Genomic DNA, 20,801 nt, shown 5'->3' on the forward strand with positions numbered 1-20,801 from the left:
GGTGCCGGCTTCTAGTAGTATAATAAAGAAAAATGTTTACTTGGTCGATAGACTAAAAGAAAATGGGAGTCGGTACGAATGGGGAGAAAAAAAGTCACGATTACAGAAGTAGCAAAAGAAGCGGGTGTTTCATTAGCTACGGTATCAAGAATCTTCAATAATAAAGAAGGTAAAATTAAAATTAGTGAAACAACTAAACAAAAAGTGCTAAAAGCAGCAGCTCATTTGGGGTATCAGACGAATCCATTTGCGGCAGCTCTTCGGGCCCAAAAAACAGGGATTATCGGGATATTAATTAGAGATTTAAAAGATCCGTTTCTAATTGAACTATTAAAAAAGGTACAGCAACAAGTCCAAAGTCGAGGGATGGACGTTCTTATTGGACACACGGATTACGAAGAAACAACGGCTGAGCGTCAATTAAATGCTATGATGAACCATTGGTTTGATGGGGTCATTTTATTAGACTATGTAGCTGCTCAGCATCCGTTTGTAGATGTATTAAAACAATATCAAACGCCTTACGTTTCTCTTACAGGAGACGCCTCTTCTGCACTTTGGCCGATTGTACATGTAGATGATGCGGTGGGAATGCAATTAGCTGTTGCTCACTTAACGGGCCTTGGTCATAAGAATATAGGGTTCGTTGGAAAAGCTGTAAGCGGAGTCGAGCACCGTCTGTCCCTTTTTTATCAGTATGTACCGTCAGCAAACGCAAAGTTTGTGAAAGAAGATATGAATAACTCAGATGAACTATATCAGTTTATAAATGAGCTAGCTCATCATCCAGAGCCTCCAACTGCGCTTATTTGTGCTACGGATTACATTGCTCTGAAAGTGATACACTGTGCGTGGCAAAACGGGCTTCACGTTCCAGCAGATTTATCTGTTATAGGGTTTGATGATATTACAGAAGCTAGTGAAGCGCATCCTCCACTAACAACTATCCGTCAACCGATGGAAAAAATGGCTGAAAAAGCAGTAAACCTCTTACTTCAACAAATTCAGGATCAGCAAGAAATAGATCAGATACAGTATAAAATGGCACCTTTATTAGTAGAGCGCGAGACCACAAAACGTATGAATTGATAAGGAATGTATATACTATTCCTGAAAGTGTGAGACAAAAAGTCCACACTTTTTTGCATTAACCATTGCGTCCACTTCCCTCTTTCTTATACACTGTATGCTGTGGGGGAAAAAAACCAAGCTTTAATATGTTTGGAGCGATTTGATGACACAACAAAAATTAGATAAATATGAAATTATGGACGTTAGCTTACTAGCAGGTAAAATTATGTTAGAAAGCGGAGCAGAAACGTATCGAGTAGAAGACACAATGATGCGGATTGCAGCGTCTTACGGTATAAAAAAATCCCACAGCTATGTGACGCCAACAGGGATTATGTTTTCACTTGAAACGAAAGAACCGACGAAAACGAAGTTAATTCGTATTTCCGAACGAACGACAGATTTAAAAAAAGTAACCATGGTAAATAGCGTCTCAAGAACAATCAGTCAAGGAAACATCTCCTTGGAGGAAGCGTATGAAATGCTACAAGAAATTGAAGCAACAAACGTAGCTTTTCCACTATGGGTTCAACTTGCAGCTGCATCCATTTCTAGCGGATGCTTTTTAATCATGTTTCAAGGTTTATGGACGGACTTTATTCCAGCTATGTTTTCAGGAGGTCTCGGATTTTTAACCGTGGTGTATTTCCACCGTCTTATTCCGATTCGCTTTTTTGCTGAGTTTACCGCTTCGTTAGTTATTGGACTTTTATCAGCTCTTTTAGTCGCTTCAGGACTAGGCACGCAAATCGATAAAATTATTATTGGATCCGTTATGCCACTCGTTCCTGGCTTATCCATTACCAATGCAGTGCGAGATTTAATGGCGGGACATTTACTGTCTGGATTATCAAAAGGAGCAGAAGCGTTTCTGACGGCATTCGCTATCGGTGCAGGTATTGCCATTGTATTTACACTTCTATAGAAGGGAGGCATCATATGCATATCGTAGAGCAGATAATTACAAGTTTTATTGCTTCAGCAGCATTTGGGATCATTTTTAATGTTCCACGTGAATCATTATTAAAAAGTGGCTTTGTCGGAATGATTGGCTGGCTCATTTACTATTTGCTAACGTTCTATGGCGTAGATGAAATTCCAAGCACAGTTGCATCGGCCTTCTTTATTGCTATTATTAGTCAAATTTACGCAAAAATTTATCGAACGCCGATCATTATTTTCACCGTAGCAGGTATTATTCCGCTGGTTCCGGGAGGAACAGCATACGATGCCATGCGTAACTTTGTAGAAAATAACTATAATGAAGCGATTAGTCTTGCAGCAAAAGCCTTTATGATTTCAGGTTCAATTGCCATTGGTATTGTGTTTTCTGAAGTCATCAATCAAATCATTCGTCAGTCTAAATTAAATGCCAAAGCAAAATATCGACCATAGAGAAGCAAGCTCAAATCAGAGCGTGCTTTTTTTATGAAAAAAATAAAGAGATCCTTCACTTTTTTGTCACAAGAAAGTCACGTTTTAGTCTAAAAACGTTCAAAAAATGTACGTGCACAGCTAAAAAAATAGACTATACTATGTAAATAGAAAGAGAGATATTACATATGTATGTGAAACATTGAGCATATCTCTCGAATTATTATGCTCAATGTTTCACAATGTAAGTAAAAGATGCTCAGAAATGAGCAAAGTATCTATGGAAATGATGAATGTTCTTATATATGAAAGGAGAAAGAAGATGGATACAGTTATACTATCACGTATTCAATTTGCATCAACGACGCTGTTTCATTTTATCTTTGTACCGCTATCTATCGGTCTTGTCTTTTTAGTAGCGATCATGGAAACGATGTACGTAGTAAAAAAAGATGAAAAGTATAAAAAGATGGCAAAGTTTTGGGGGCACTTATTCCTGATTAACTTTGCTGTCGGAGTCGTAACAGGTATTTTACAAGAATTTCAGTTTGGCATGAACTGGTCAGAGTACTCAAGGTTTGTAGGAGATGTATTCGGTGCGCCGCTTGCTATTGAAGCACTACTCGCGTTTTTTATGGAGTCCACTTTCCTTGGACTGTGGATTTTCGGGTGGGATCGTTTGCCTAAATGGCTGCACTGTCTATGTATTTGGCTTGTTAGTCTAGGTACTATTTTTTCGGCGTTCTTCATTTTAACGGCTAATTCTTTTATGCAGCATCCGGTTGGAATGGAGCTGAATAATGGCCGTTTAGAAATGAATGACTTCTTTAAATTGTTAACAAACGGTCAGCTGTGGGTTGAATTCCCTCATACCATTTTAGGTTCGTTTGCAACAGGCGCCTTTTTTATCACGGGTGTTAGTGCCATTATGCTCTTGAAGAAAAAACATTTGGCTTTTGCCAAAAAATCATTTCAAGTTGCCATTATTGTAGGGTTAGTTTCAGGTGTGGGAATTGCGTTATCTGGTCATGAACAGGCTGGATACTTAGTTAAAACACAGCCGATGAAAATGGCCGCAAGTGAAGGATTATGGGAAAACAGCGGAAGTCCAGGCGCTTGGACGGTGACAGCAAATATTCACCCCGATGAAAAGAAAAATACGGGGGAAATCAAAATACCTTATTTATTAAGCTTCTTATCATACGGGAAATTTTCAGGTTCCGTTCCTGGGATGAACGAGCTGCAGGAGCAGTACACGGCGAAATATGGAGCAGGAAATTATATTCCACCCGTTCGGACAACATTTTGGAGTTTCCGCATTATGGCTGGTCTAGGTGGCGTATTATGTGCATTAGGCATTTGGGGCACGTACTTGCTTTCTCGTAAAAAACTTCAAGAAAGCAAACTATTTTTGCGTATTATGACGATTGCCATTGCCTTTCCGTTCCTTGGAAGCTCAGCAGGTTGGATTATGACAGAGATTGGCCGTCAGCCTTGGGTTGTATTTGGCTATATGAAAACGGAAGATGCCGTGTCTCCTGGTGTAACAGCAGGTGAATTGCTGTTTTCTATTATCTCGTTTTCATTCTTTTATTTAATTTTAGCTGTGATTATGGTGTTCTTGTTCGTTAAAGAAATTAAAAAAGGTCCAGATCACGATCACGAAGCACATACAAAAGTAGTATCAACTGATCCGTTTACCAAGGAGGGATACAATGTTTTCTCTTAATGAATTCTGGTATTTACTAGTATCCATTCTGTTTGTTGGTTTTATCTTTTTAGAAGGCTTTGATTTTGGGATTGGAATGGTGTCTCGTTTTTTAGGAAGAAACGACTTAGAGCGACGAGCGTTTATTAATACAATCGGTCCTTTTTGGGATGCAAATGAAGTTTGGCTAATTTCAGCAATCGGTGCTATGTTTGCCGCTTTTCCAAACTGGTATGCAACGCTATTAAGCGGGTCATATGTTCTTTTTGTTCTTCTTTTGCTTTCGCTTATTGGCCGCGGTGTAGCATTTGAATTTCGAGGGAAAGTTGAAAAACAAGCGTGGAAAAATGCATGGGATTGGGTTATCTTCTTTGGAAGTCTTTTTCCACCGCTCATTTTTGGTATCTTATTTTCAGCTCTAATGAAAGGACTGCCTGTTGAGCGCAATATGCAAATGAACGCCGGCTTTTCGGATATTGTTAATCTATATACCATCACAGGCGGCGTTACGTTAACAATGCTTTGCTTATGGCACGGACTTATTTTTGCCACGATCCGTACGATGGACGATATTAGAGATCGTTCACGGAAGGTCGCTATGAAGCTTTTGCCTATAAATGCTTTATTACTTCTTATCTTTTCAGGCATGACGTTTTTTGAAACAGATTTATTCAGTAATCATAGCCGCTTGATGCTATATACATTTTTCATCGGTATTTTCGTGTATTTACTAGCAGGATTTTTCCTTACACGTAAAAAAGACGGATGGGCATTTGCTATGTCTGGCTTAATTTTAATTTTATCAATTTCCTCTATATTTGCAGGATTGTTTCCAACCGTTTTGGTTAGTTCAATCAATGAAAGCTATAGTTTAACGATTCATAATGCAGCATCAGGGAATTATTCCTTAAAAATTATGTCTTACGCTGCTATTGCATTACTGCCTTTTGTGTTAGGTTATCAAATTTGGAGCTACTACGTTTTCAGAAAACGTGTAGATCATAAGGAGCATATGGAGTATTAATGGGTAGAAATTTAATGGTTTACAACGGAATAAAAATGGTTCTTGCCATGTTAATAGGGCTTATTACTATTCAAAGTGTAGCCATTATTTTTCAAGCTAAGTGGCTCGCCGAAGTAATTACCGCTCTTTTTCATGGTGAAAGTTTAACCTCGCAGACAAAAGCAATCGGATTGTTTTTGTCTGCCTTTATGATTCGTCAGATCGTAGGTTTTATAGTAAAAAAAACAGCATATCAATTTGGAGTCAAAACGACTCAGGAACTTCGTTTGATAGTCATGCAAAGCATTTTTTCATTAGGACCGCGTTTTACCAAAGATGAAGGAACAGGAAACTTGGTGACGCTCATCACCACAGGCCTACAGAAGCTTCGTGCTTATCTCGAGCTGTTTTTGCCTAAACTGGCTGCCATTAGCGTAACACCTTGGCTGGTGCTTACTTTCGTTTGGTACCATGATCGGCTTTCAGGCATTATTTTACTTGTGACCATGCCAATTTTAATTTTATTTATGATTTTGCTTGGATTGGCTGCACAAAAAAAAATAGACAGCCAATGGGAGACATATCACGTGTTGTCCAACCACTTTGTAGATTCGCTTCGAGGGTTAGAAACTTTAACATTTCTCGGGAAAAGTAAGGAGCATGCTGAAACGATTGAAAGAGTCAGTGACCGTTATCGAAAAGCGACAATGGGAACGCTCCGAATTGCTTTTTTATCTACGTTTGCTTTAGATTTCTTTACGATGTTATCTGTAGCCATCGTGGCTGTTATGCTTGGTTTGCGGCTCGTAAACGGGTCTATGACATTAGAGCCTGCACTTATGATTTTATTGCTGGCGCCTGAATATTTCCTGCCGATACGAGAAATCGGAAATGATTACCATGCAACATTAGACGGAAAAGAATCCGGAGATGCATTACTTAAGATTGTGAAGCAGGCTGAAAAATCGCCGGCTAAAAAAGAAGATATTCCTAGTTGGACTGAAAATAGTGAACTTCAATTAAGGCATATCACTGTAAAATATGACGAAGAGCATCCACCTTCTCTTGAAGATGTGTCACTGCATGTTAAAGGAATGCAGAAAATTGGAATCATCGGAAAAAGCGGAGCTGGAAAATCGACGCTTATTGATATACTAAGCGGCTTTGTACAATCTACAGAAGGCTCTGCTGAAGTAAACGGCGTGCCAATTGATTTACGCTCAGATGCTTGGCAAAAGCAGATTACGTATATCCCTCAGCACCCATTTATTTTTAATGGAACAGTAAAAGAAAATATTGAATTTTATCAAGACAGAGGCGGCTCATATGATTATGAAGATGCTTTAACGAAAGCAGGACTTTTATCAACGGTTCAACAGATGCCTAAGAAGGAAAATGAAATGATAGGGGATGGGGGGCGACAGCTTAGCGGCGGCCAAGCTCAAAGGATTGCTCTAGCAAGAGCGTTTCTAAGCGACCGTCCTATTATTATGCTTGATGAACCAACGGCACAAGTCGATATTGAAACGGAATATGAAATAAAGCAAGATATTTTAACGATGTTCCAAGACAAGTTATTTATTTTAGCTACGCACCGTCTGCATTGGATGAAAGACATGGATCTCATTGTTGTAATAGAGGACGGAAAGGTTGCAGAAATCGGTAATCATCAAGAACTGATTCAAAAAAAAGGAGTTTACTATCAATTTTTACATGAAGAGGAGGAGATATGATGAAATATAAAAGTTGGATATGGCCCTACTTTAAAACATATAAATATCGTATCTTTTCTATCTTATTACTAAGCTTGTTAACGATTGGTTCTGCTTGCGCGCTAATGTTCACTTCAGGTTATTTGATTTCAGCTTCTTCCTTACGGCCAGAAACGATTTTATTGGTGTATGTTCCAATTGTACTTGTGCGTACATTTGGTTTAAGCCGAGCCGCTTTCCGTTATGCGGAGCGTCTTGTCAGTCACGATTTTATTCTTCGCATTTTAGCTAAAATGCGTACGCGTCTTTATCATTTGATTGAACCGTTAATTGCTACATCTCGCTATCAAACAGGAGATGTTTTAGGAGTTCTCGCGGAAGATATTGAAAGTTTACAAGACTTGTTCTTGCGTACCATTCTTCCAACAATTTCAGCTGTTATTTTATACGTTATTTCGATTGTAGCTTTAGGATTCTTTAGCCTAAAGTTTGCATGTTTGATTGCCATCTATTTATTTTTATTAGTAGTAGTAATGCCGCTTTTTTCCCTTTGGCATATGAAGGCAGCCAATCAGCGATATAAATCAAGCAAAGCACAGTTATATGCCAAGGTCACAGATGGCTTTTTAGGAGTTGCTGATTGGGTGTTAAGCGGTCAGCAGCAGTCATTTTTTCATTCGTATGACAAAACAGAAAATGAGTTAGACGGCATGGATCGTAAGCTTAAACTATGGACGTATTACCGAGAATTGTTTGGACAACTTATTGTAGCAGGTTTAATTGTCACAATGATTTGGTTTGGAGCTTCTCTTTTTGCAGATAAAGAGCTTGCAGGTGTGTTTATTGCTGCTTTTATTTTAGTAGTATTTCCTTTATCTGAAGCCCTGCTGCCAGTATCCAATGCAATAGAAAAGATTCCTCAGTTTGAAGAATCATTAAATAGAGTACAGGCAATGGAAAAGAACTGGGAAGATGTGAACGAAAAGAAAAAACATACTCTTTCTCTACCTTATGAAGGTTCATGGAATTCGGTTAGATTAAAAGTTGAGCATGTAAGCTTTCGCTATAGTAATGAGGAGGAGTCAGTCATTCATGATCTTTCATTTCAAGTCGAGCAAGGGAAAAAAATTGCGATTCTTGGCAAGAGTGGAGCTGGAAAATCGACTCTATTAAAGTTGCTGGAAGGCTCCTTAGTACCTACAGAAGGCACAGTTCAACTAAACGGTCAGTCTGTTGCTGAAGTTCGTGAAGATGTACCAAAACTCATCTCTGTATTAAATCAAAATCCTTATTTATTTAATACAAGCGTAGCCAACAATTTATTACTAGCTAATGAAAAAGCTACAAAAGAAGAAGTAATTGAGGCCATGAAGCAAGTGAATATGCACTCCCTTGTGGAAGGTTTGCACCAAGGATATCAAACGCCGATGCTCGAAACAGGTCAGCGCTTCTCGGGAGGAGAACGTCAGCGGATTGCGTTAGCACGCGTTCTGCTTCAGCATACGCCAATTGTTATGCTAGATGAGCCAACTGCAGGGTTGGATGCTATGACTGAAAAGCGTCTATTATCCACTATCTTTGAAACTCTTCAAGATAAAACCTTAATTTGGGTTACGCACAATTTAGTTGGGATGGAAAAAATGGATGAAATCTTATTTTTACAAGATGGTAAGATAGCCATTCGAGGAACACATGATGAATTACTTGCGACGAACAGTCACTATCAAAAGCTATATGAATTGGATCATCCGGCAAAAAGCCTTTAGCAGAAGCTAAAGGCTTTTTATTATTTGATCATAAAGTGAAATTCGACAAACACGAGTAAAATATGTGTCGAATGAAAGAAAACAGCTTGGATTCAAAGAAAGGAGTATGCGTTTAGCATTTTTGAAAAAGTGGTAAAACAAGGTAGTGTTTGTTTCTTCCTGTATAACATCGGTTTATTTTAGGGAAAATATATACACATTATGCGAACGAGAGAAGGAAGATACAATGGAACCTATGCTTATACATATCACGCTCGTAGTGGGACTAGGAGTTCTATCTCAGTGGCTGGCTTGGAGATTTAAGTTACCAGCAATTGTCGTGATGTCAATTATCGGACTGCTAACAGGCCCTATTTTAGGTTTAATTGACCCTAAAGCACAATTTGCTCAGCTTTTTGATCCTTTTGTATCGATTGCTGTAGCTGTTATTTTATTTGAAGGCAGCTTGAACTTAGACATGAGAGAGGTAAGGGGAATCGAAAAGCCCGTGTTTCGCATTGTGACGCTCGGAGCCATGCTAGCTTGGATTTTAGGCTCTTTAGCTGCTCATTATATAGCGGATTTATCATGGGCGGTGGCAATTGTTATCGGAGGGCTTTTTATTGTGACGGGTCCAACCGTGATTTTACCTCTTTTACGACAAGCTAAATTAAAACCAAAACCAGCAGCGATTTTAAAATGGGAAGGTATTATTGTTGATCCATTTGGTGCACTCCTGGCCGTTTTTTCGTTTGAAATTGTTCAATTTTTAGTGCTGAGAGAAGTCAGTGGAAAAACAATTCTCTTTTTCTTTGCAGCCTCTATTATTGCTGTTTTAATAGGATGGCTTCTTGGCCGCGGAATAGGATGGATGTTTCAAAAGGGGCATATTCCAGAGTATTTAAAATCTCCTGTCGTATTTATTGTTGTTATTGCCTGCTTTACGATAGCTGATGAAATTAAGCATGAAACAGGTCTTCTAGCAGTGACAGCGATGGGGATTACCCTTGCTAATATGCATATTTCATCTATTAGTGATATGCGACATTTTAAAGAGAACATTTCGGTTCTATTGACTTCTACTATTTTTATCATGTTAACGGCTGGACTGACGATGAAGACCATTACTGAAATTTTTCATTGGAATATTATTTTGTTTGTTTTACTTATGCTGTTTATTGTCAGACCTGTCTCCATCTTTTTATCAACGGTAGGGACAGATTTATCTATAAAAGAAAAAATACTGATTGGCTGGATTGCCCCGCGCGGCATTGTGGCGTTAACGGTCTCAAGTTACTTTGCGAAAGTACTAATCGATGAAGGGTTTAAAGATGCTTCCATCCTAACAACACTGACATTTGCTTTAGTATTTGCTACGGTTTGTGCACACGGTTTTTCCCTTTCCTGGCTAGCTAAGAAGCTTGATTTATCAATTGGAGAAGAACCTGGTATTTTGCTTGTAGGAAGCAATGATTTTACGGTTGCCTTTGCTTCCAAGTTAAAGCAACTGGGCTATCCAGTGTTAGTTGCTGATTCTTCGTGGGAGCGGTTAAGAGTTGCGCGCAGAGCGGAAGTAGATGTGTATCACGGAGAAGTTCTAGCTGAGCAAACGGAATATCATCTAGATTTAACTCCTTATGAATACGTGATTGCTGCAACTGAGTTAGATGCATATAATGCACTTGTTTGTACTGCTTTTCTTCAAGATATGGGACGGAACAATGTTTTTCAATTGAGTATTCGTGATCAAGAAGATTCAAGAGAAGATGTCGATGAAATTATGCACACGGTAAGAGGACGCATGCTCTTTAAGAAAGGAATTACGTGGGAGTTTCTACATCATAAAATGGAGCATGGACATACGATTTACAATACAAAAATTACGGATGAATATACGTATGAAACATATCTTGAGGAGAAAAGCGATGATTCTCTTTTACTAGCAGTGAGCAAGCAAGGAAAGGCATTGAGTTTTTTTGCTCATGATCAAGAAATAAACGTTAATGCGGGTGATACGGTGTTAAGCCTTCAGCCGTTAAAAAGATAAAAAAACAGGCCTTCAGTGGCCTGTTTTTTTATGCTTGTCTTTGTTTAAAATGAATGACGAACAGATAAGCAGCAGCTGCTGCAAAATAGATAGTAACAGCTGGTGCGGTGAAGACATGCCCAGCTACAAAAGCAATTCCAAGAGCTAATACAATTGCTGTACTATACATCATAAAGCTTTCATCAAGAAGCTGTGACGGGTTTTTAAATAATCGAACCAGTACGGTTAAACCAACTACTAGAAGTGGAAGAACCCATAGTAAAAATCCGATGATACCTAAAGAGAAAAACAGATCATAAAAATCCATTTCAATCATCTTTGGCGGAAGCTGTTTTGTATAGTCACCAGAAAAGCCCATACCTATCATTTTTCTTGCAATAGGTGCTTTTGCATACTCTTCCTTATGATGAGCTAAAAATTGCTCACGGCTGCTTAGAATCAGATTTTGAATATCTTTGTCATCTAAATTTGATTCCTTTTGCTTTTTCTTTTTAGCCGGCTTTTCTTTTTCTTTCTTTTCCGGCTTTTCTTGCTTTGTTTTCTCTTTTTTAGCCTCTAACATATCGATGTGCGTATATGTGTTTTTATAAGCTGGAGAAATCGGAGTGGTTGCTCCGGTTACAATTAAAAGCAGAATCGAGATTACTAAGTTGGCTTTAATTAAGCTGCGTTTATTCGTAAATAATTTTGCAAATAAGACAACTGTTGCTACAACTAAAGAAAGAATAACGGCACCTAAGCCTACTTTCGTTCCAAGCATGATGGACGAAACAGCTAACAATATAAAAGGAATCCAGTAATAAGCTTTTGAAAACGAACGTACTTTATCTAAAGCTAAAAGCAGTGTGAGAGGAAGCAAAATAGCAATGGTTGCCCCTAGCTCATTCGCTGCATAAAACCAGCCTTTGAATCCGATTTTATTATACTGATAACTCTCTAGTGCTGTACCTGTTAGCATTGTACCGATAAAAACAATACTGATGATGAGTGAAGCAGTCAATAAGTTTTTGCTCAATATTCTTTTTACATCCAAAGACGATCGATAATGTGAAAACATCACAATCATTCCAAGTAATGTAACGTTCATATAAACAACCTTATTGAAAAATTTAATTTCTTGCCCAATATAATAAGGATCTTTCCATTGATGATTTAAGTAGATATTGAGTCCAAGAAAGAGTGCAAAAACAATAAGGTAGATAATCGAATATCTAGCCCATTTTGATTGTTTAGCAAACACTAAAAGTAGGACACCTGCAAAAATCATATATAGAAAGCGAATAACAACCCCAATTGAGAGACCACTATCCATGTTCAAAACCATGTACGTCGTTAGCATATCAATAATTGGCTGAATTGAAATAAAACCAACGAACAGAAAAAATAACCAGTATGTGTTCTTCATATAGTACTCTCCTGTTTTACGTGAATTAACGTTTTCTTTTAACTAAAAGCATAACACCTTCTACTCTGCATAATAGCGTCGACATTAAGTATACTAAACCACCTGCAAGACAGACAATACCAAATCGTAAGATAACATGTAATGAATTCAAAAATGCGATGTCCTTCAAGAAGAACATGAGGATAGCAACAGGTACAGAAGCTAAAAGAATTTTTCCTGTTTCTTTCACTAGATATCCGTAATGGAAGTGATTGATTTGTTTTGCCAGCATAACGAATATGATGGCCGTATAGAAAAAGGCAACCACTGACATGGAAAGTGCTAATCCTTGGTATCCCATAAATTTAGTGAAAATCATGTTAAAGATGATGTTTAACACAATGGATAATAAGCCTGCTCTCATAATAAGATAACCTTTTTGAAGAGAATAAAATCCTTTTGCAAGAACAGCTTGCAGCGAATAGAAAAACACCGAACCTAGGTAATAATAAGATACATCGGTTGTTTTTAACGTTGAATTTGCGTCAAATGCACCGCGCTGATAAGCAATCATTACAATGTCTTTCATGTAAAAGATCATAATAACAATCGTCGGAATCAGCAGCATCAGCATAAACGTAATCCCTTTTTCAATTCCAGATTTAAAGCGTTCTTCATCTTTTTCAGAAATGGCTCTGGCAATCAGCGGATAAATAATGGTTGCGACCGTAACCCCGAATATTGCCTGGGGAATACTTACAAGTCTGAAGGCGTAATTTAAGTATGAAATAACACCTTCACCAAAGGAGCCAGCAAAGAAGAAGTTTACAGTTAAATTAATTTGACCGACCATAATGGTCACACCAACAGGGATGAATACTTTATAAAAAGCCACCACTTCATCACGGTCAATTTTTTGCTTCCATAACAGCAGATGCTGCGGTTTAAAATAGACAACTTTAATTAAGAAAGAAGCAATTGTTCCTATAAAATAGCCAAGAGCAATTGCATAGCCGCCCATAATTGAATGTAATAGGATTGTACTTAAAATCGTAAATAGTACAACAACCGTTTGAGAAAACACAGAGAAAGAATATTGACTTCGTGCATCAAATACACCTTCGTATACGGCATTCACTCCAACTAGTGAAAGAGATAAAAAGTACATAACGCCCGTATAAATTCCTAGTTCAATTGCTGCTTTGGAAAAATTAGAGTACGAAGCGGGAAAGTAAAAGAAAGCAGCAATTGATCCGAGAACCGAAATAATGAAACAAATAAGAAAGGTTGATTTAACAATATTAGTCAAATGAACCTTTCCTTTATTTTCTTTTTCATAACGTAAATAACTAGGAATAAACGCATCCTTCATCCCCGTTAGCATAAATAAAATAAAAGCGTTTGGAATGATCATTGCTGCGTTGTATGAATCGACAATATAACTTGTACCGAAATAGTTAGCAATAACCAAATCACGAATCATACTAGAAAATTTCAAAAATAATGTTGATATGAGCAGTAAAATGCTCGCGAATTTTAAGTTTTTCATGCGAAACTCCTACCTTTTCAAGTTATCTCATCAACTATTAGCAATAAAGAAGCATCCGACAATTAGAAGAATACAGCCGATAACTTGTTTTGTTGTAACTTTTTCTTTAATTAAAAAGTAACCGAATGTTAATGTCCAAATATACGTAATAGACGTGAGCGGAAATACAATAGAATAAGGTAACAGCGTTAAAACATACACATTAAGCAGAGCTGCCGCCCCGTAAAAAAGGCCGCCACCCACAAAGCAAATAAGCGCTAGCTTTATCTTTTTTTTATTTAAATACGTAGAAATATACTTGAAAAAGACAGCTCCAACTGAACCTAAAAGAGTCATAATAAGTAAAAGAGGGATACTATTCATCTTGGCCACCTACTAAAATTACACCTACGATAATAATAAGAGTACCGACCAGCTTCATAGGGCTAATGGTTTCATTTAATAGAAAGAAACCAAGAGCAATGCTGATTACGTATCCTAGGCTTAAAAATGGATGAAGCAAGGAAACTCTTTCAAATTTAAAAGCGGCAATCATAAAAACCGCTCCTAATCCATAAAGAAAAAAACCAATAATTAAATTTAAGTTAAATGAAGCTTCGGACAACTTCCAAAAAAGTTGTCCAACAGCTGTAAACAGGGAAGCCACGATAATGAGTGTGATTCCTAGCTTTTTGTTGTAATTGCTCTCCATCAGGAGGTCACATCCCTTTCTTTCTGATCAAATCGGATAAAAGGAAGACCAATAAAGAAGAAAGACACAAATACGCTTGCTAATAAATATCGAAAATCTTGAGCCGGCAATGCCGCAAGAACAGAAAGCGTGTTAAGAGCCCAAGGAATGACGATAATAAGTGACGTAATTCCTCTTCGAATCACTAGCATTAATGAAAATAATAAAATGACACAGTGATAAAAAGCTGGTTTCCATAAGAATGTAAAAACAGGGTGCTTAAAAATAGCTAAGTAAGCATTGGCAGTATGCGTAATAAACGGCTCGATTACTTTATTTTTAAGACCTAAATCATTGCCGTAATAAATGTTGGTTACATACGTATCTGTGTAGCCATCTTTAAAAGGATTGATTTGCCATACTAAAGCTGTTTGTTTGAGAAACCCTTCCGTTGCTAGATAAGGATTTTTGATGACAATGCTAGCATAATTCTTAAAGTAAAGACCTAGATCATTAAAAATAAACTCGCGGTCGTAGTATTTCCAAGTGAATTTAATAGGATCGCTTTTATATGGATTGTACTTTTCTTTCCACAATTCAATAGGAAGCACTTTATTAAAATATTCGCGCTCTTCTTTTGACATCTCCCCATCATTTGAAATGATGTTTGCAATTTGTTGAGTTGGGATAGACAAAGCTTCATTTGGATCCGAAGGCTGTACATCAAGCCACGTGAACACAGGGCCTGTAACAATCTTTTGTAAAATAAAGACAACTAAGAAAATCGTGACAAGAGGTTTCCAATTTTTTCTGAATAAGACGATCATTAAAAGGAAAGTCAAAACAAATACAGGAAAACCATTATGTCTAAAGAAAGCTACTCCAAATGCAGAAAGTAAAAGTAAGAAAAAGCCTGCTTTACTTTTAATCCAAGCACCTTTTGACAAATAGATTTTTGCGATATTCACCGTAAAAAACAGCAGAAAAGCACTGTATAAAATATCTTTCCAAATAATAATTGAAAAGATTAAAAAGCTTGGAATAATGACAATAATAGCTGTTAAAAGTCCAATCATAACAGGATGTGCTTTGCGTTTAATGAAAAAATCGAACGTATAGGCGTATATGCTTACTACAACAGCAATTTGCGTGAATGCTACAATTCCTGGGTTATCCCATATTTTTGTCAGCAGCATAATCAGCCACGTAATCATAATAGGGTGCCAATCGTTAAATTCTCCGTTATGTGCCTGTCTCCACTGTGCTAATGAATCGGGAGTCATGGCCGCTGGGAAAAAGGCGAACCAGTAATATAGACTAACAGCTAAAATAAGAATCGTAACAATTCCTAGGTAACGCTTTGGGTGTGCAAATGTATAGTGAAAATCGTTTATCTGTTTGATAGCGCTGAGTACAGCGGCCGTTAGCAGCATTGCCAATAAAGTACGGCTGACGGCATACAAAACGAGTAAGAAAATAGTTGAGCTCGTCATATGTAAGTTATCTAAAAGAGAAAACTGTACGATAAACGAAAAAACAATCAGCAATAGCCATTCTAGCGGTTTAAATGAAGCATAAGCTCTATTTTTATAAATAAAAATAGAGCTTATGATGGTAAATACAAGTGCAGCAAAAAGGGAAAGATAGTGAACACCGTCTGGATTACCAATACTTAAACCGATAAGAATAATTAAAGCTGTTACTGTAAGCAGCAAAATACTTTTTTTATTCTTCATCATTGTTATTCTCCTACTTGTTCAATCTGTTCAATTTTTTTATTTAGTTCTAATTCATATTGCTTGCGATTTAATGAAGCGATTGTATCTAGAATTAATCCACAGACGAAAGATAAAACACCTAACACCATCAATCCAGTTGCTAAGATAGATGAAGGTACTTTGGTAATAAAGCCTGTATCAAAAAATTCATAAAGTACTGGAGCACCAACAGCTAATCCTGCGACAATAAATAACACTGTCCAAATGGAGAAGAACTGAAGCGGCTTGTACTCTTTAAATAACGTAAAAATCATTCGTAACACTTTAAATCCATCAGAGAACGTATTAAGTTTCGATTCGCTGCCTTCAGGTCGATCGCGATAATCGATCGCGATTTCTTTTAGGCGGAAGCGTTTATCTAACGCGTGAAGACTCATTTCTGTTTCAATTTCAAATCCCGGGCTCATCACAGGTATTGATTTTACAAATAATTTATCGTACGCACGATAACCTGTCATGATATCTTTAATGTTGCTTTTGTACAGGCCGTTAATTAAAGAACGTACTAAGTTGTTTCCGAAATTATGGAAAGCACGTTTGTTTTCTTCGAGATACGTTCCGTTTGATAAACGATCTCCAATGACCATGTTAGCTTCTCGATTTCTAATAGGCTCAATTAATTGATGAACAAATTCTGCAGGATACGTATCATCCCCATCTACCATGACATAACAATCTGCATCAATTTCTTGAAACATCGAACGTACAACGTTTCCTTTTCCTTGCTTGAATTCTTTTTTGACGATTGCCCCGTGTTCAAGTGCAATTTCACTTGTGCGATCTTTTGAATTGTTATCGTACACATAAATATCTGCACTAGGCAGTTCGCGTTTGAAATCGTCAATTACTTTTCCAATTGTTACTTCCTCGTTATAACAAGGAATTAAAACTGCGACTTTCATTTTTCCACCTCATCAAAAAAAATTGTTGGGAGTTGTTCAGCAATTACATCTACTGTGTAGCGGTTTGCTGTTTGTAACGCCTGTTGAGACATTTGCTGTTTCACATCTTCAGGAAGATTAATAAAAGCCTGTAGTTGTGAAGCTAGTTCGTCTACATTTTTAGGTTCAAAGAATAGACCATTCTTTCCGTTTATAATGTAATCTTTTAGACCACCAATCTGACTCCCAATTACGGGTGCTCCGCAAGCCATAGCTTCGAGGCCGACTAAGCCCAAACTTTCTCCTTTTCTTACGGTCGGAAACACGAATGCTTCAATTGCATTATATACGTAAGCAAGAGAGGACTGAGGAAGGAGAGGGAAATGGATGACTTTTTCCTCTAGGCCCAGAGTCTTGATCATTTCTTTAAATGCAGCTTCATCTTTTCCGCTTCCAACGTATAGGTATTTGTAAGAAGTGGGCATTTGTTGTTCAGCTTTTGCAATTGCTTGCAGATAGTATTCCCATCCTTTACCCACATCGATGCGGCTTACACATCCAAGATAACGGATAGTAGGGTCCAAGTTTAGTTCTTGATAAGCTTTGCTTTTATCTGCATAAGGGTGAAACAGATCTTTATTCACTCCTCCGCTTGGAAAAATATAGATTGGGTTAGGAACCTTATATTTCTCTTCAACGAGCCCTTTATAATAAGGAGAAGGAGTAATAATTTTAGTAGAATGGTGCAATAAGTCATTTACTCTAGGCTGATACTTTTCCTGTGAAGGTACTTCAGGTACAACGTCTGAACCATGCACGTTTGTCACAATCTTCACATTCTTCTTTAGCTTTTTAAGAATCAGCAGCGGAAGAGCATTATGAGATGCATAATGTACGTAAAGGTAGTCGTAGTTTTTTGTCAAGCCCGTCAAGACGACATTAGCATAATGAGAAGCATAGCTAAAAAGCTTGCTTAATTTACTTGTCTTTTTTTGCATGACAATTTTATCAACTTGAATACCATGTTGAACTAAAATTTTTTCAGTGTTTTGAACAAATACACCATAGCTAGGGAATTGTTCCGAAGGATACATATTTGAAATCAACAAAATTTTCATGATTGTTTCACACCTATTTTTCTTTATTAGTTTATGATAATGACAACGGGTGTTCATTTAAATAGAGCTTACATGTATCATCTTACTATTAAGTTGAGCGATTTCATTGATAAACATGCAAAAATGGGTTGCATATCGCCAACATCACAATATTATAGCACACCTACTTTTTAAAATGCGAAAGTTTATCGGACACTTCCAAAACGATAGATAAAGCAGTAAAGAAGATGATTTTCACATCATCATAATCACACGAAAAAAAGCGAACGCTATTCGTTCGCTTTATGTCACTTATTTCACTTCAACGCTTACCCCAAAATGGTCAGAAACAACGGGATAATGTATGCCGTTAAACACCACAGTTGATGACTGAATATCCTGCGCATGACTCGATAGAATTAGATCAAGGCGCAGTGCCCGTTCATTATCATCCCATCCAGCAATGTTACCTTTAACTGTAATACCGCTGTCTTTTTTATTCGATAGAGTATACGTATCATAGAGGCCTTGGCTCAACAGGTAGTCGTAACCTTCATTTCGTCTATGAGCGTCATTATTAAAGTCTCCAAGTAGGAAAAATGGGTTATCTTTGTGTACATGAGCTAGCAGTGTATCAACTTGCTGCTTGAACGGCTCTTCCTCGTCATCCCACCAGCCAAGATGACAAGAATAAAACGTAAGAAGTTCTTTTTCATATTCGATTGTGGCTCCAACAATTCTTCTCGTTTTCCAATAGTCAATATTTGACGTTTGTGAAACAAAAAATGAATGCTCTTCAATAATCGGGTGTTTCGTTAAAATGGCAATTCCTTCTTCATACACTTCATAGCCTATATGAGATAAATCCCATACCAATTGATAGTCTTCACCTTGCTTACCCAGTTCTTTTGCTAAAAGCCAAGCGTAATTATCGCTGCGAATGTAGTCATATACATAAGGTGCGTCTACTTTTTGGCTTACTTCCTGTAAAGCAATGACATCATATTTTTCTTTTTTAATTACTTCAGCTAGACAAGATAACTTGTCTAGCTGATTTTCCTCTTGCCAAGAGTGGCAATTTAACGTTAATAGCTTCATTATGTTAAGCTCCTAACAAATCTTGAATGTCGGATTTCAAAACATCCGCTTTAGGTCCATAAATAGCTTGTACCCCTTTATCTTTCAAGATTAAACCAAGGGCTCCGTTTTGTTTCCACTCACTTTCTCCTGCAACGGCATGTATATCTTTTACCGTTACACGTAAGCGAGTCATACAAGCATCAACGTCTTCAATATTGTTTTCTCCGCCAAGCAGTCCAATAATGACTGGGGCAAGCGAATCATTTTTCACCTGCTTGCTGCTTGTTGCAGTTGTTTCTTCATCGATATAGTTTCCGTTACGTCCCGGCGTTGGGAAGTTAAAACGTTTGATTAAGAAGTTTGCCACTCCAAAATTTAAGCCAAAGAATACAAGGCAGGCGATGACAAAGTTCATTAAGTCAGCCCATAGTCCGGCTTTGATAATCATTGGTGTACGTGTTAATAGTTCAATTACGCCAAAGGAGTGTACGCGAACATGAACAATATCAACAATGGCAAAAGCCAGTCCAGTCATAATTGCATATACGACATATAAAAGAGGTGCTGCGAACATGAACATAAATTCGATTGGTTCTGTTACGCCTGTTAAGAAAACAGCTAGTCCAGCTGAAAAGAACATTGAACGATATTTTGAACGTTTGTCAGGATCTACGTTACGATACATTGCTAAAGCGATTCCAATTAATGACGCACAAGATAAAATCATCTGTCCTACTTTAAATCGTGCAGGTGTAACGTCATGTAAGAGCTGTTTGTAGCTGTCCATATCTCCTGCAGCGCGGAAATTATTTAAATCTGCAATCCAAGCAAGCCACAAAGGATCTTGACCGGCAACAGTGGAACCTGCTCCAGAACCTGTTAAAATTTTGTACGTTCCGCCTAGCTCCGTGTAGTTCATAGGAACTGTCAGCATATGATGAAGACCAAATGGAAGAAGTAGGCGCTCCAATGCTCCGAAAATAAATGGTGCTAGAATAGGAGCTGTGTCTCTAGATGTTGCAATCCACTGTCCGAAGCTGTTTAATGAACCTTGGATGAACGGCCATACAATGGATAAAAGCAGTGCCGTTACAACTGAACCACCGATGACCACAAATGGTACGAAGCGCTTGCCGTTAAAAAACGAAAGGGCTTCAGGCAATTTATCATAGTTGTAATATTTATTGAATAAATTCGCACCTAAAAACCCAGCGATAATTCCTACGAACACTCCCATGTTAAGAGCAGGAGATCCTAAAATAGATGTGAAGTAGTCTTTTACAACTAATTCTTGTCCAAACAGTGATTGAACCGTTGCTTTTGAATCTGAGAGCATTTCTGCTTTAACTCCGAAAATGGCTCCTGTAATTCGATTAATAAGAATGAATGCGATGAGTGCAGCAAATGCACCTCCAGCACGTTCTTTTGCCCAAGAGCCCCCGATGGCAACAGCGAACAAAATATGAAGATTTGTAATGATACCCCAGCCTATGTCTTCCATCACGCGTGCAATTGTTTGTACAGCAGTGATGTCTCCCCCAGTCATTGCAACTAGTTTTCCAAGTGAAATCATAATACCAGCTGCGGGCATAACCGCTACTACTACTAATAAAGCCTTACCAAATTTCTGCCAAAAATCAAATGAAAAGAACTTCTTCATAGTTTTTCCCCTTCCCCTATGTATGGGTTTTCATTTTATTTT

Annotated in this window: 17 protein-coding genes; 8 read left to right on the top strand and 9 right to left on the bottom strand. The window is 37.7% G+C overall.

The annotated features are described in order from the left end of the window. Positions 1 to 78: 78 nt before the first annotated feature. The 8 genes from ACFX4R_RS18440 (at position 79) to ACFX4R_RS18475 (ending at position 10,660) form a co-directional block, all read left to right on the top strand. Positions 79 to 1,089 (top strand): LacI family DNA-binding transcriptional regulator, encoded by a 1,011-nt coding sequence (locus ACFX4R_RS18440; protein ID WP_043977567.1) that lies wholly within the window; start codon positions 79 to 81, stop codon positions 1,087 to 1,089. Between the two features lie 145 nt (positions 1,090 to 1,234). Next, the gene (locus tag ACFX4R_RS18445; protein ID WP_013085528.1) at positions 1,235 to 1,996 is read left to right on the top strand and encodes a threonine/serine exporter family protein; all 762 of its coding nucleotides are present in this window, start codon (positions 1,235 to 1,237) and stop codon (positions 1,994 to 1,996) included. 14 nt (positions 1,997 to 2,010) lie between these two features. Then, positions 2,011 to 2,466 (top strand): threonine/serine exporter family protein, encoded by a 456-nt coding sequence (locus tag ACFX4R_RS18450; protein WP_013059882.1) that lies wholly within the window; start codon positions 2,011 to 2,013, stop codon positions 2,464 to 2,466. Positions 2,467 to 2,767: 301 nt separating this feature from the next. Continuing rightward, positions 2,768 to 4,174, top strand: a complete 1,407-nt coding sequence (locus tag ACFX4R_RS18455) for a cytochrome ubiquinol oxidase subunit I (protein WP_377570044.1) — start codon at positions 2,768 to 2,770, stop codon at positions 4,172 to 4,174. Further along, the gene (gene cydB, locus ACFX4R_RS18460) at positions 4,161 to 5,177 is read left to right on the top strand and encodes a cytochrome d ubiquinol oxidase subunit II (RefSeq protein WP_043977563.1); all 1,017 of its coding nucleotides are present in this window, start codon (positions 4,161 to 4,163) and stop codon (positions 5,175 to 5,177) included. Before ACFX4R_RS18455 ends, cydB begins: the two co-directional genes overlap by 14 nt. Continuing rightward, positions 5,177 to 6,889: a thiol reductant ABC exporter subunit CydD gene (gene cydD / locus ACFX4R_RS18465; protein WP_377570047.1), complete on the top strand. Its 1,713-nt coding sequence runs from the start codon at positions 5,177 to 5,179 to the stop codon at positions 6,887 to 6,889. Before cydB ends, cydD begins: the two co-directional genes overlap by 1 nt. After that, complete coding sequence (cydC, locus tag ACFX4R_RS18470; protein ID WP_377570049.1) at positions 6,886 to 8,634, top strand: thiol reductant ABC exporter subunit CydC; 1,749 nt, start codon at positions 6,886 to 6,888, stop codon at positions 8,632 to 8,634. The genes cydD and cydC overlap by 4 nt, the downstream gene beginning before the upstream one ends. Before the next feature lie 226 nt (positions 8,635 to 8,860). Continuing rightward, complete coding sequence (locus tag ACFX4R_RS18475; RefSeq protein ID WP_043977557.1) at positions 8,861 to 10,660, top strand: cation:proton antiporter; 1,800 nt, start codon at positions 8,861 to 8,863, stop codon at positions 10,658 to 10,660. A 28-nt stretch (positions 10,661 to 10,688) separates the two neighbouring features. On the opposite strand, the gene ACFX4R_RS18480 is transcribed toward ACFX4R_RS18475, so the two are convergent. From ACFX4R_RS18480 to ACFX4R_RS18520, 9 genes are all read right to left on the bottom strand, one after another. Then, positions 10,689 to 12,065 carry an O-antigen ligase family protein gene (locus ACFX4R_RS18480; protein ID WP_043977555.1) on the bottom strand — a complete coding sequence of 459 codons (1,377 nt, stop codon included), beginning with the start codon at positions 12,063 to 12,065 and terminating at the stop codon, positions 10,689 to 10,691. 25 nt (positions 12,066 to 12,090) lie between these two features. Next, a complete protein-coding gene (murJ, locus tag ACFX4R_RS18485; RefSeq protein ID WP_377570051.1) occupies positions 12,091 to 13,593 on the bottom strand; it encodes a murein biosynthesis integral membrane protein MurJ in 1,503 nt (500 codons plus the stop codon). Between the two features lie 30 nt (positions 13,594 to 13,623). Next, positions 13,624 to 13,956 carry an EamA family transporter gene (locus tag ACFX4R_RS18490; RefSeq protein WP_043977551.1) on the bottom strand — a complete coding sequence of 111 codons (333 nt, stop codon included), beginning with the start codon at positions 13,954 to 13,956 and terminating at the stop codon, positions 13,624 to 13,626. Then, entirely contained in the window at positions 13,949 to 14,284 is a 336-nt protein-coding gene (locus tag ACFX4R_RS18495) for an EamA family transporter (RefSeq protein WP_013059873.1), read from the bottom strand. The genes ACFX4R_RS18490 and ACFX4R_RS18495 overlap by 8 nt, the downstream gene beginning before the upstream one ends. After that, entirely contained in the window at positions 14,284 to 16,002 is a 1,719-nt protein-coding gene (locus tag ACFX4R_RS18500) for a DUF6020 family protein (RefSeq protein WP_043977549.1), read from the bottom strand. Before ACFX4R_RS18500 ends, ACFX4R_RS18495 begins: the two co-directional genes overlap by 1 nt. 2 nt (positions 16,003 to 16,004) lie before the next feature. After that, positions 16,005 to 16,943, bottom strand: a complete 939-nt coding sequence (locus ACFX4R_RS18505) for a glycosyltransferase family 2 protein (RefSeq protein WP_013059871.1) — start codon at positions 16,941 to 16,943, stop codon at positions 16,005 to 16,007. Then, entirely contained in the window at positions 16,940 to 18,040 is a 1,101-nt protein-coding gene (locus ACFX4R_RS18510) for a glycosyltransferase family 4 protein (protein WP_237075088.1), read from the bottom strand. The genes ACFX4R_RS18505 and ACFX4R_RS18510 overlap by 4 nt, the downstream gene beginning before the upstream one ends. Before the next feature lie 291 nt (positions 18,041 to 18,331). Beyond that, entirely contained in the window at positions 18,332 to 19,117 is a 786-nt protein-coding gene (locus tag ACFX4R_RS18515) for an endonuclease/exonuclease/phosphatase family protein (protein WP_013059869.1), read from the bottom strand. Between the two features lie 4 nt (positions 19,118 to 19,121). Continuing rightward, entirely contained in the window at positions 19,122 to 20,759 is a 1,638-nt protein-coding gene (locus tag ACFX4R_RS18520; RefSeq protein ID WP_025752447.1) for a PTS transporter subunit IIBC, read from the bottom strand. Positions 20,760 to 20,801 lie beyond the last annotated feature (42 nt).

This window comes from Priestia sp. YIM B13490 (assembly GCF_042787735.1).
Classification (GTDB): Bacteria; Bacillota; Bacilli; order Bacillales; family Bacillaceae_H; genus Priestia; species Priestia megaterium.